The organism is Pseudomonas sp. NyZ480 (genome assembly GCF_029537255.1).
Taxonomy (GTDB): Bacteria; Pseudomonadota; Gammaproteobacteria; order Pseudomonadales; family Pseudomonadaceae; genus Aquipseudomonas; species Aquipseudomonas taiwanensis.
This window is the reverse complement of record NZ_CP120626.1, coordinates 1436778-1449427: the sequence shown is the minus strand read 5'-3', so window position 1 is coordinate 1449427 and position 12650 is coordinate 1436778. Positions and strand designations below refer to the sequence as shown.

Here is a 12650-nt window from a genome sequence, read left to right as displayed (position 1 = left end):
AGGGCTGCTCTGCGCCCCAATTGCCCAGCTTAATCAGTCAAACGGGGCGACCTTGGTCGCCCCGCTCGGGTTTTGCGCTTGCTTATTCCTGCGGTGCCTCTTCGGCACCCGCACTGTCATCGTCTGCCGCATCCGGCACAGCCGCTTCGACACCCTCCTCGTCCGACTCGATGATCTCATCGACTTCTTCCTCGGACGGTTCCTGGATCCGTTCCAGGCCCACCAGCGTCTCGTCGTTGGCCAGCTTGATCAACGTCACGCCCTGGGTGTTACGACCCAGGCTGGAGACTTCGCCAACCCGTGTGCGCACCAGCGTGCCCTGGTCGGAGATCAGCATGATCTCTTCGCCTTCCTGCACCTGGATGGCGCCGATCAGCAGGCCATTGCGGCCTTTGGTCCCCATGGCGATGACACCCTGGCCACCACGGCCGCGACGCGGGAACTTGGACAGCGGGGTGCGCTTGCCGAAGCCACGCTCGGAAGCGGTGAGAATCTGGGCGCCGGACTCAGGAATCAGCATGGAGATGATCCGCTGCCCCTTGCCCAGCTTCATGCCGCGTACACCACGGGCGTTACGGCCCATTTCACGCACCACGCTTTCGGCGAAGCGGATCACCTTGCCCGCGTCGGAGAACATCATGACTTCCTTGGCGCCGTCGGTGATGGCCGCAGCGATCAGGGTGTCACCTTCCTTGAGCTTCAAGGCGATCAGGCCGTTGGAGCGCGGACGGGCGAACTGCACCAGCGGGGTCTTTTTGACGGTACCGGAAGCGGTAGCCATGAAGATGTAGGCGCCGGTCGGTTCGGCGACCCATTCCGGGGTGTCGCCGTCTTCTTCGTCGACTTCCTCGGCCTCGATCACTTCGCCTTCGAGCACGGTGTCTTCCCCGTCCTCCAGCTCTTCCTCGGCGCCAGCGCTCTGCTGCAGTGCTTCCAGGTCGATCTGCAGCATGGCGGTGATGCGCTCACCCTCTTCCAGCGGCAGCAGGTTGACCAGCGGACGGCCGCGGGCGGCACGGGACGCCTCTGGGATGTCGTAGGTCTTGAGCCAGTAGACCTTGCCCTTGCTGGAGAACAGCAGCAGCGTGGCATGGCTGTTGGCGACCAGCAGGTGCTCGATGTAGTCCTCGTCCTTCACGCCGGTGGCCGACTTGCCCTTGCCACCACGGCGCTGGGCCTGGTAGGCCGACAGCGGCTGAGTCTTGGCGTAGCCGCCGTGGGAAATGGTCACCACGCGCTCTTCTTCCGGGATCATGTCGCCGTAGTTGAGGTCGTGGCGGGCATCGAGGATTTCGGTGCGACGGGCATCGCCGTATTCGGCGCGGATGGCTTCGAGCTCTTCGCGGATCACTTCCATCAGGCGCTGGGCGCTGTTGAGGATACGGATCAGCTCGCCGATCTGTTCCAGGATCTCCTGGTACTCAGCCAGCAGCTTCTCGTGTTCCAGGCCGGTCAGGCGGTGCAGACGCAGGTCCAGGATGGCCTGGGCCTGCTCCGGCGACAGGTAATACTTGCCGTCACGCAGGCCGTATTGCTCCGGCAGGTCTTCTGGACGGCAGGAGTCGGCTCCCGCGCGCTCGACCATCAGTTGGACGGCGCTGGATTCCCAAGCCTTGGAAATCAGCGCTTCCTTGGCTTCCGACGGCGTCGGCGAAGCCTTGATCAGGGCGATGACCGGGTCGATGTTGGACAGCGCGACCGCCTGGCCTTCGAGGATGTGGCCGCGCTCACGGGCCTTGCGCAGCTCGAACACGGTACGACGGGTCACCACTTCACGGCGGTGACGGACGAAAGCTTCGAGCAGGTCCTTGAGGTTGAGCAGGCGCGGACGGCCATCGACCAACGCAACGACGTTGATGCCGAATACGGCCTGCAGCTGGGTCTGCTGATACAGATTGTTCAGCACCACCTCCGGCACCTCGCCGCGACGCAGCTCGATGACGATGCGCATGCCGTCCTTGTCGGACTCGTCGCGCAACTCGGTGATGCCCTCGATCTTCTTCTCTTTGACCAGCTCGGCGATCTTCTCGATCAGGCGCGCCTTGTTCAGCTGGTAAGGCAGCTCGGTGATCACGATCTGCTGGCGACCACCGACCTTGTCGATGTCTTCGATCTCGGAGCGGGCGCGCATGTAGATGCGGCCACGGCCGGTGCGGTAGGCCTCGATGATGCCCTGACGACCGTTGATCAGGCCGGCAGTGGGGAAGTCGGGGCCCGGGATGTACTGCATCAGCTCGTCGACGGTGACGTCCGGGTTGTCGATCAGCGCCAGGCAGCCGTCGATGACCTCACCCAGGTTGTGCGGCGGGATGTTGGTCGCCATGCCCACGGCAATACCGCTGGAACCGTTGACCAGCAGGTTGGGAATACGGGTAGGCATGACCGCCGGGATCTGCTCGGTGCCGTCGTAGTTGGGCACCCAGTCGACGGTTTCCTTGTGCAGGTCGGCCAGCAGCTCGTGGGCCAGCTTGGCCATGCGCACTTCGGTGTATCGCATGGCCGCGGCGTTGTCGCCGTCCACCGAACCGAAGTTGCCCTGGCCGTCGACCAGCAGGTAGCGCAGCGAGAATGGCTGGGCCATACGCACGATTGTGTCGTAGACCGCGGTATCGCCGTGCGGGTGGTACTTACCGATCACGTCACCGACCACACGGGCGGATTTCTTGTACGGCTTGTTCCAGTCGTTGCCCAGCTCGCTCATCGCAAAGAGAACGCGGCGATGCACGGGCTTCAAGCCGTCACGCGCATCGGGCAGCGCTCGCCCGACAATCACGCTCATCGCGTAGTCGAGGTAAGACTGTCTCAGTTCGTCTTCGATATTGACCGGGAGGATTTCTTTGGCCAGTTCGCCCATGAGAAGCCTGATTCCTTTTTCTGGTGAAACTTCGCAGCCTCCTTCAAGGGCCGAACGAAGCTCGCCGCCGCAGCGCATAAGGGTGCGACGACTTACGACAAATCAATGAGTTGAGCCATGGACTTGCGCAATGAAGGCCGCCGTCATGGGCGGTCTTGGAAACTGCCGGATGTTACCACAAAGGCAGTGGCAGTGGGGAGATGTGGCAGGTGGCCTGACGTGAGCGGTGTATCGCCTGGGCGATCGAGCGCCGCCCGCGCGGGGCATCGCGAGCAAGGCTCGCTCCTACACCTGTTTCAGGCCAGTAACTCATTGCCTCGAAACAACCGTAGGAGCGAGCCTTGCTCGCGATGCCCCGTGCGGGCAGCGCTCGACCCCAAAGACGCCCCCGCCCTACACCCCGGTCAGTGCAAACGCTTGCGACACATCAATTGCGCCAGCTTGGCGGTGTCCGGTCGTTCGACGACACCTTTCTCGGTCACGATTACATCGATCAGATCCGCTGGAGTCACATCGAACACCGGATTGAACACTTCCACATCCGGCGCGACCCGGGTACCGGCGTAATCCAGCAACTCGTCGGCATCACGCTCTTCCAGCGGAATGTCCTCGCCGGTCGCCAGGTTCAGGTCGATGCTGGTGCTCGGTGCCACCACCATGAAGCGCACACCATGGTGCATGGCGCTGACTGCCAGCTGATAAGTGCCGATCTTGCTGGCCACGTCACCGTTGGCAGCGATGCAGTCGGCACCGACCACCACCCAGGTAATGCCCTTGCTTTTCATCAGGTGGGCCAAGGCCGAATCGGCGCACAGGGTGACGGGAATACCCTCGCGGGCCAGCTCCCAGGCGGTCAGCCGCGAGCCCTGCAACCACGGGCGAGTCTCGCCGGCGTAGACCCGCTCGACCATACCCTCCAGGAACCCTGCGCGGATCACCCCCAGCGCGGTACCGAAGCCGCCACTGGCCAGGGCGCCGGCATTACCGTAGGTGAGCAGTGTCTGCTCGTTGCCCTGATGACGACGGATCAGCTCGATGCCGTGCTGGGCCATGGTCAGGTTGGCCTCGCGATCACTCTCGTGAATGGCCACCGCCTCGGCCTCCAGCGCCGCCAGCACGTCTTCTTCGGGGCGCAAGCGCAGCAGGCGCTCGCGCATGCGGTTGAGCGACCAGAACAGGTTGGCAGCGGTCGGGCGCGCCTCGGCCAGGTTGAGGAAATCCTCTTCCAGGTCGGTTTCCCAGTCGCCGCCCGCCGCCAGGCGCTCGCGCAGCGCCAGAACCAGGCCGAAAGCCGCGGCAATGCCGATGGCGGCAGCGCCGCGCACGGTCATATCCCGAATCGCTTCCACCACCTGTGAGACATTGTCGCAGGCCAGCCAGCGCTCTTGCGATGGCAGCAAACGCTGGTCGAGCAGGTGCAGGGCGCCGTCCTGCCAGCGGATCCCGGTCACCTTCTCCGCCGCCAAAAGTCGCTCGCGCATCGCCTCTCCCCGTCGTTCGGATGTCAAAAGCGGGCGATTATAGCGACCCTCAGCCCTGGGCGCTCGGGTATACTCCCGCGCAATCTAGCGAAGTTTCAGAGGACTGTTCACATGAGCAACGTCGACCACGCCGAAATCGCCAAGTTTGAAGCCTTGGCGCACCGCTGGTGGGACCGCGAAAGCGAGTTCAAGCCGCTGCACGACATCAACCCGCTGCGGGTCAACTGGATCGACGAGCGCGTCAGCCTGGCCGGCAAGAAAGTGCTCGACGTGGGCTGTGGCGGCGGCATCCTCAGCGAGGCGATGGCCCTGCGCGGCGCCACCGTCACCGGCATCGACATGGGCGAAGCCCCGCTGGCGGTCGCCCAGCTGCACCAGCTCGAATCCGGCGTGCAGGTCGAATACCGGCAGATCACCGCCGAAGCCCTGGCCGAAGAGATGCCCGGGCAATTCGACGTGGTCACCTGCCTGGAGATGCTCGAACACGTGCCGGACCCCTCCTCGGTGATTCGCGCCTGCTACCGCATGGTCAAACCCGGCGGCCAGGTGTTCTTCTCCACCATCAACCGCAACCCGAAGGCATACCTGCTGGCCATCGTCGGCGCCGAGTACATCCTCAAGATGCTGCCGCGCGGCACCCACGACTTCAAGAAATTCATCCGCCCTTCGGAACTGGGCGCCTGGAGCCGCGCCGCCGGCCTTGAAGTCAAGGACATCATCGGCCTGACCTACAACCCGCTGACCAAGCATTACAAGCTCAGCAGCGATGTAGACGTCAACTACATGATCCAGACCCTGCGCGAGGAATGAGCATGCGTTTGCGAGCGGTACTCTTCGACATGGACGGCACCCTGCTCGACACGGCGCCGGACTTCATCGCCATCTGCCAGGCCATGCTGGCCGAGCGTAACCTGCCGGCCATCGACGACAAGCGCATCCGTGACGTGATTTCCGGTGGCGCCCGCGCCATGGTCGCCGCCACCTTTGCGATGGACCCCGACGCCGAGGGCTTCGAGGCCCTGCGCCTGGAATTCCTGGAGCGCTACCAGCGCGACTGCGCAGTGCACAGCAGGCTGTTCGACGGCATGGGCGAACTGCTGGCCGACATCGAGAAAGGCAACCTGCTGTGGGGCGTGGTCACCAACAAACCGGTGCGTTTCGCCGAGCCGATCATGCAGCGGCTGGGCCTGGCCGAGCGTTCGGCCTTGCTGATCTGCCCGGACCACGTGAAAAACAGCAAGCCCGACCCCGAGCCGCTGATCCTGGCCTGCACCACGCTGAACCTTGACCCGGCCAGCGTACTGTTCGTCGGCGACGACTTGCGGGACATCGAGTCCGGCCGCGATGCCGGCACCCGCACGGCGGCAGTTCGCTATGGCTATATTCATCCAGAAGACAACCCGAACAACTGGGGTGCCGACGTGGTGGTGGACCACCCGCTGGAACTGCGCAAAGTGATTGACAGCGCGCTGTGCGGTTGCTGAAACCCGACTGATGCGCCGGGCGCCGTCCCTGTAGGAGCGGGTTTACCCGCGAATGCGCCAGCCCGGACGACCACGGCGCCTGAACGTACGCATTCGCGGGTAAACCCGCCCCCACAAGGGGGCCGGGTCGCCCGCACGAACTCGAAGGACAGAACAATGTTCGACTACACCGCCCGCCCCGACCTGCTCAAGGGCCGCATCATTCTGGTCACGGGTGCCGGTCGCGGCATCGGCGCCGCTGCCGCCAAGGCCTATGCCGCCCTGGGCGCCACCGTGCTGCTGCTGGGCAAGACCGAGGCCAACCTCAACGAGGTCTATGACCAGATCGAAGCGGCCGGCCACCCGCAACCGGTGGTGATCCCGTTCAACCTGGAAACCGCCCTGCCCCACCAGTACGACGAGCTGGCGGCAATGATCGAGGAACAGTTCGGCCGCCTTGATGGTTTGCTGAACAACGCCTCGATCATCGGCCCGCGCACGCCGCTGGAGCAGCTGTCGGGTGACAATTTCATGCGCGTGATGCACATCAACGTCAACGCGACCTTCATGCTCACCAGCACCCTGCTGCCGCTGCTCAAGCTGTCCGAGGACGCGTCGGTGGTGTTCACCTCCAGCAGCGTCGGGCGCAAGGGCCGGGCATACTGGGGCGCCTATGGTGTTTCGAAGTTCGCCACCGAAGGGCTGATGCAAACCCTGGCCGACGAGCTCGACGGCGTTGCCCCGGTGCGCTCCAACAGCATCAACCCTGGGGCTACCCGCACCGCGATGCGGGCACAGGCGTACCCGAGCGAGAACCCACAGAACAACCCGCTGCCTGAAGAAATCATGCCGGTGTACCTGTACCTGATGGGGCCGGACAGCTCCGGGGTCAATGGGCAGGCGTTCGACGCCCAGTAAGCCCGTTCGTCACGGATGGGGCCGCTTTACGGCCCCATCCGCGAGACTCAACCGGCCACCAACGCCGGGCGCAGACGCCCCTGCTGGCGCCCTTCGAGCTGCATGCACCGCTCAAGGAACAGGTACATGCAGTCGTAGCTCTTGCAGATCGCCCTGCGCAGCTCGGTGCGCAGACCCAATGTCGGGTTTTCACCCGCCAGGGTACAGATGATCTCCAGCGCCTCCCAAGGGTGGGCATCGTCGTACTGAGCATGCATTTTCAGCCATTTCATGGCGCGCTTGCGCTGCTCTGGCGGGAAGCCCTCGGCATAGGTGTCGGTCGAGCAGACCACCGCCGACCATTCTCCGGTCGCCCCTTCGATGGCGTAGTTGGTCGCAGCCATGGCAATGGCCAGCGATTCGGTGGTACACACACGCCAGCACCAGTCATTCAGGCCATTCAGCTCTGGCGGCACTTCCTGTGCCTGCAACTCGTGCAGGTGAATGCCATGGGCCTGGCACCAATTCACCCAATAGTCGGCATGGTGCAGCTCGACCCGGATGTTGCGCATCAGCCAACGCCGCGCCATGTCTTCGCCGGGATGGCGGGCATAGCGGGTCTTGGTGAGGTTATGGGCCATGTACAGGGAAAACTGCTCGACCACCGGCCAGCCACCGATCAGGTACTGGCGAATCGTGGCAGGTCGTAGTTGGTTATCGCGCAGGCGCTCATAGAACTCATGCTCGACCACCCGGCGCTTGCTTTCACGACACTCTTCAATCAGTTGCTGAGCCCATTGCGGGTAACTGGCCGGGTCCATCAGTGGCCCGATACGTATGAATGAGTCAATCACGTTCAGCTCCTTGATCCATGTGATTATCGGGACATTTCAGCGAAACGTTCCCGGCGCCCTGTGCAAAAGGGGTCTCGCGGCAATCCGTTGGCGTTGCAGACTGTCGCAGGTGAATACCTGCGGACGTTCGATCAAATAGCCCTGGGCGTAATCCACGCCGATCTCCTGCAAGGCCTGTTCGATCAACGGGGTTTCGACGAACTCGGCAATGGTGCGTTTGCCCATCACATGGCCAATGTGGTTGATCACTTCGACCATGGCACGATTGACCGGATCGTCGAGCATATCTTTTACGAAACTTCCGTCGATTTTCAGGAAGTCTACAGGCAAATGCTTCAAATAGGCGAATGACGACATTCCGGCGCAGAAGTCGTCGAGGGAGAATTTGCAGCCCAATCCTTTCAATTCATTGATGAAGCGAATAGCGCTACCCAAATTGGCGATAGCGCTGGTCTCGGTTATTTCAAAACAGATTAACCGGGGAGGAATCGAATACTCGGCGAACAGCCTCTGCAAATACTCCAGGAACTTGTCGTCACCGATGCTGGAGCCTGAAAGGTTGATCGCGCACATCGACAACGGCCCTTCGCGACCTTCGTCCAGGCACTGGCGAATCACCTGGAACACGTTGCGCACCACCCAACGGTCCAGGGCGGTCATCAGGCCATAGCGCTCAGCCGCAGGGATGAAGCTGTCAGGCAGGATGGTACGGCCGCCTTCATCGTGCAGGCGCAACAGGATCTCGATGTGGCCCGGGCCTTCGAGGGTCTTGAGCGCGGCGATTTCCTGGGCATAGAGGCAAAAGCGGTTTTCCTCCAGGGCCACATGCAGGCGCTGGATCCAGGCCATCTCGCCAAAGCGCATGGACAGTTCGCTGTCATCGACGTGGTACACCTGAACCCGGTTACGGCCTTTTTCCTTGGCCATGTAGCAGGCCATGTCGGCAGCCCGCAGCGATGCCTCGAGGGTGCCAGGGGCCTGGGCCATGTGCACCAGGCCAATGCTGACGGTGGTGACGAAAGGCCGCCCCTTCCAGACAAAATGCAGGCTCTGCACACTTTGGCGCAGGTGCTCGGCGATGCGCTCGGCCTGCTCGGCCGGACAGTTCTCCAAGAGCACGCCGAACTCGTCGCCCCCCAGGCGAGCCAGGGTATCGCTTTCGCGCAGGCAGGCCTGCAGCACTGCACAGATATGCCGCAGCAGCTCATCGCCGGCAGCGTGGCCGCAGGTGTCGTTGACCAGCTTGAACTGATCGAGGTCGAGGAACATCAGCGAGTGCCGGCCATTCTGCCGCGCCAGGTCGTTGAGCACCTGCTCCAGGCGATATTCGAATTCACGGCGGTTGGCCAGCCCCGTCAGGGCATCGTGGGTCGCCTGCCAGGACAGGTTGGCGATGTACTGGCGCTCCTGGGTCATGTCGTGCAGCACCAGCACGATGCCGGCCACCTGCCCTTCGTTGATGATGGGTGAGCCGACCAGGTTGATGGACACCGTGCTGCCATCCAGGCGTTGGATCAGCCTGGAATGGTCGGAGCCACCCTTGAGGTTGCCGCTGATCACCTGTTCGACCAGGGAGGCGCTTTCCTGGTCGTCCTGTTCGTCCACCAGGCTGAACAGCGCCGACAATGGCAAGCCATGGGCCTGGCCGGCCTGCCAGTGGGTCAGTTGCTCGGCGGCGGGGTTCATGTAGCCAATGCAACCCTCGACATCGGTGGTGATCACCGCATCGCCGATGGCCTGCAGGGTAGTCTGCGCCCGCTCTTTCTCTTCCTGCAGGGCGCTGGCGAAGGCCTGGCGCTGGGCCAACAGCTTGCTCGAACGGCGCCAGGCAAAGCTGATGAGGAACAGCGCGGTCAGCAGGTTGGTGATCAGTAGCACCCGCAACAGCATGCGCGAGCCTTCGCCCAGGGCATCGCTGAATGCCTTGGCCGCTGGGGTCACGCCTTCATTGATGGCAACGATGCGTGCCTTCCACTCGCCCAACTGCCGCGCATTGACCCTGGCCGACGCGAAGCCTTCGCGCATCTCCGTGGCCAGCACATCCAGCTGGTTCAGGTAGGCATCGCCGATATCCCAGTAGGCGATTGCCCGCTGCATGTAGCTGATCTGGCGAAAGTTGCGGTAGAACCAGATGATGCGGTCGACATCATCGGGATGGTTGCCGCCCTGCAAGATAGCCCGGCGCGCCGCGTCCAGGTCCGGGTTGGGCTGGTCGAGCACCACGCGCAGTTCGTGATCGCCCTGGGGCACCTTGATCGCCTCGCGGTAGCGCTCGAAGGTTTGCGCATCGCGGTTGTCGGCATAAAGGTTGAGGTAGTAGATGGCGTCTTTCTGGGCCTTGGACCACAGGCTTTCACCAGCCACGTAGGCGCGCACAGCCGACAGCGCATAAAGGCTGAGACTGCCCAGCAACACCTGGAAGACCACAACAGCAATGAAGGGCCAAATGATACCGAGTAGCTTTGGCGCTTCGAGAGTCCGTTTTCCCTTCATGTAATCCCTGTCGCAGAGCAGATGAGGCGTCGATCAACCCAGACAAGCACAGCGTAGGCCATTTGCCATCTGCACGACGGGGTTTTTAAGGGCGGTAATCGGGAAAATTTTGCGGTTCCGGGCGGACCGACGAGCCGGCGACCGGCTCGTCAAGTCTGCTGCAAATGCCCGTAAAGCTTGGCGTACAGGCCGCCTTCGGCGATCAACTGCTGGTGTCCGCCATCTTCGGCCACATGCCCGCCATCGAACACCAGCACCCGATCCGCCTGCTTCACTGCCGAAAGGCGGTGGGCGATGATCAACGTGGTGCGGCCCCGCAGGAAGTGCGACAAGGCTTGGTGCAAGTTGTATTCAGTGGCAGCGTCCAGGGCCGAGGTGGCCTCGTCGAGAATCACCACCTTGGGCTCGGCCAGTACCATACGGGCGATGGCCAGGCGCTGACGCTGGCCACCGGAAAGGCGCACCCCGGAACGGCCGACCACGCTGTCCAGGCCTTGCGGCAAAGCAGCGATGGTCGCATCCAGCTGGGCCACGCGCAGGGCCTGCCAGCAGGCCTCGTCGGTACATTCGCGGCCCATGGTCAGGTTGGCGCGTACGGTGTCGTTGAACAGCGACGGATGCTGCAGCACCACCGCAACGTTCTCGCGCAGGGTTTCCAGGCCAATTTCCTGCAAGCTGGCGCCACCGAAGCGAATGGTGCCGGCCTGGGCGCTGTACAGCCCCAGCAGCAGTTGCACCAGCGTGCTCTTGCCTCCGCCACTGGCGCCCACGATGGCCACCTTCTCCCCCGGCGCAATGGCCAGGTCGAGGTGTTCCAGCACCGGCTCGTCGGCGTAGGCGAAGCGCAGGTCTCGCACTTCGATGCCCACCGTCTCGCGCCCGGCGAACGGGTCGCAGGCCGCCGGGTACTGCGGCTCGTCGTCACGTGCCAGCAGCTCGTTGACACGGCTCAGCGCACCACCGGCCGCATAATAGGCGTACTGCAGGTTCAGCAGTTGTTCCACCGGCCCGATCATGAACCACAAGTAGCTGAACACGGCCAGCATCTGGCCGATGGACAAGTCCGAGAACAGCACCGTGAGCATGGCCGCGGCACGGAAGATATCGATACCGAACTGGAACAGCAGGCCACTGGCACGGCCACTGGCATCGCTCTTCCATTGCGACTCCACGGCGTAGTCCCGCACCTCCCGGGCCCGCAGGCCAAGGCGCCCCAGGAAGTAGCCCTGGCGGTTGCCGGCGCGTATCTCCTGGATGGCGTCGAGGGTTTCGGCCAAGGCCTGGGTAAAGCGCGAGGTGCTGTCGTTTTCGAGCTTCTTCAGGTGCTTGACGCGCTTGCCCAACTGCACGGTGAAGTAGATCACCAGCGGGTTGAACAACAGAATCAGCAAGGCCAGCTTCCAGTGCATCCAGATGAGGATGGCGGCGGTGCCGGTCAGGGTGAGCATGGCGACCAGGAACCGGCTAAGGGTCTCGCCGACGAATTTGTCGAGGGTATCCAGGTCGGTGACCAGGTGAGTGGTCACCGTGCCGCTGCCGAGGCTTTCGTACTCTTTCAAGGAAATGCGCTTGAGGCGCTCGATCAGGCGGATGCGCAGGCGGTAGACGATGTCCTTCGCCAAACCGGCGAACAGCTTGGCCTGGATAACGTTGAACGCCAGAGCCGCCAGGCGCAGGCACAGCGTGGCCACCAGCATCAGGCCGATGTAGCCCGCGGCCACTTGCCAGCCGGTCGGCAGCAGGTGGTTCATCCACTTCAATGCAGCATCACCGTGGCCGAGCAGCACCTCGTCCACCAGCAATGGCAGCAGCAGCGGAATGGGCACGCTGCAGCACGCGGCCAACACGGCGACCAGGTTGGCGGACCACAGCTGTTTCTTGTGATGCAGGGCCAGGCGGCGAATTTCCGCCCAGCTCAGACGATCGGCCACGGAAGAGGGTTTCCCCGGCACAGGGTCGGGTGACCCTGGCAGATCAAGCACAGGCGGCCTGCCCTAGCCAGCGGCCAAGCAAGGGTTGCAGGCGACCCAGCGGCTGGTAGCCATTGGTCAGCAAGGCCAACTGCCCATTACGCTCGGCCAGCAGGGTCGGAAAACCGGCGATACCCAAATCCTGCACCCAGCTGAAGTCGGCTGCCGTGGCGGCGCGGACGTCGTGGCTGGCGAAGTGCTGGGCAAACCGCTCGCGGTCGAAGCCCACTTGTTCGGCCAGCTCGACCAGTTGCGGGGCACGGGTGACATCCACACCCTGCTCGTAGAAAGAACGCTGGATCAGCGCCAGCAGCGGCCAGACGCGCTCGGCGTCCAGCTCGCGGGCGGTTACCAGGGCGCGGCATGCCGGCTCGGTGTCATAGACGAAACCGTCGGGCATCGCCCCGTCGAAACGAAACGGTTGCCCGGTGGCATCCGCCACCGCCTGCCAATGCTCGAGGATGTACTTACGCGTGGATGCGTCCAAGGCACTGCCGCCGGTACGCAACCCGCCCGGCACCACACGCGTCGGTACACCGGCCTCACGCGCCTGGGCGATCAGGGCCTCAGCAACGGGTGCGAAGCCCCAGCACCAGGAGCACATCGGGTCCATCACATAGAGCAGGCGTGCGGACATG

The 12650-nt window shown here is 63.4% G+C and carries 9 protein-coding genes; 3 read left to right on the top strand and 6 right to left on the bottom strand.

What is annotated here, in order from left to right; all coding sequences use genetic code 11:
* Nucleotides 1-82: 82 nt before the first annotated feature.
* Both gyrA and mtnA read right to left on the bottom strand, forming a co-directional pair.
* The gene (gene gyrA / locus P3R38_RS06525) at nt 83-2854 is read right to left on the bottom strand and encodes a DNA gyrase subunit A (protein ID WP_104882857.1); all 2772 of its coding nucleotides are present in this window, start codon (nt 2852-2854) and stop codon (nt 83-85) included.
* Between the two features lie 404 nt (nt 2855-3258).
* Nucleotides 3259-4335: an S-methyl-5-thioribose-1-phosphate isomerase gene (gene mtnA / locus P3R38_RS06520; RefSeq protein ID WP_104882858.1), complete on the bottom strand. Its 1077-nt coding sequence runs from the start codon at nt 4333-4335 to the stop codon at nt 3259-3261.
* Nucleotides 4336-4446: 111 nt separating this feature from the next.
* Between mtnA and ubiG the strand changes: the two genes are divergently transcribed.
* The 3 genes from ubiG (at nt 4447) to P3R38_RS06505 (ending at nt 6716) form a co-directional block, all read left to right on the top strand.
* Entirely contained in the window at nt 4447-5145 is a 699-nt protein-coding gene (gene ubiG, locus P3R38_RS06515; RefSeq protein WP_023379261.1) for a bifunctional 2-polyprenyl-6-hydroxyphenol methylase/3-demethylubiquinol 3-O-methyltransferase UbiG, read from the top strand.
* Nucleotides 5146-5147: 2 nt separating this feature from the next.
* Nucleotides 5148-5819 carry an N-acetylmuramic acid 6-phosphate phosphatase MupP gene (gene mupP / locus P3R38_RS06510; protein WP_023379260.1) on the top strand — a complete coding sequence of 224 codons (672 nt, stop codon included), beginning with the start codon at nt 5148-5150 and terminating at the stop codon, nt 5817-5819.
* Nucleotides 5820-5975: 156 nt separating this feature from the next.
* On the top strand, nt 5976-6716 hold the full coding sequence (locus tag P3R38_RS06505) for a YciK family oxidoreductase (protein ID WP_023379259.1): 741 nt from the start codon (nt 5976-5978) through the stop codon (nt 6714-6716).
* A gap of 47 nt (nt 6717-6763) precedes the next feature.
* On the opposite strand, the gene P3R38_RS06500 is transcribed toward P3R38_RS06505, so the two are convergent.
* The 4 genes from P3R38_RS06500 to P3R38_RS06485 all read right to left on the bottom strand — a co-directional run bounded on the left by P3R38_RS06500 (nt 6764) and on the right by P3R38_RS06485 (nt 12649).
* Nucleotides 6764-7549, bottom strand: coding sequence for an iron-containing redox enzyme family protein (locus P3R38_RS06500; protein ID WP_023379258.1), 786 nt, complete (start codon nt 7547-7549; stop codon nt 6764-6766).
* A gap of 36 nt (nt 7550-7585) precedes the next feature.
* A complete protein-coding gene (locus P3R38_RS06495; protein ID WP_023379257.1) occupies nt 7586-10042 on the bottom strand; it encodes an EAL domain-containing protein in 2457 nt (818 codons plus the stop codon).
* A gap of 149 nt (nt 10043-10191) precedes the next feature.
* On the bottom strand, nt 10192-12024 hold the full coding sequence (locus P3R38_RS06490) for an ABC transporter ATP-binding protein (RefSeq protein ID WP_027906878.1): 1833 nt from the start codon (nt 12022-12024) through the stop codon (nt 10192-10194).
* Complete coding sequence (locus P3R38_RS06485; RefSeq protein WP_277686926.1) at nt 12017-12649, bottom strand: DsbA family protein; 633 nt, start codon at nt 12647-12649, stop codon at nt 12017-12019. The genes P3R38_RS06490 and P3R38_RS06485 overlap by 8 nt, the downstream gene beginning before the upstream one ends.
* Nucleotide 12650: the final 1 nt, after the last annotated feature.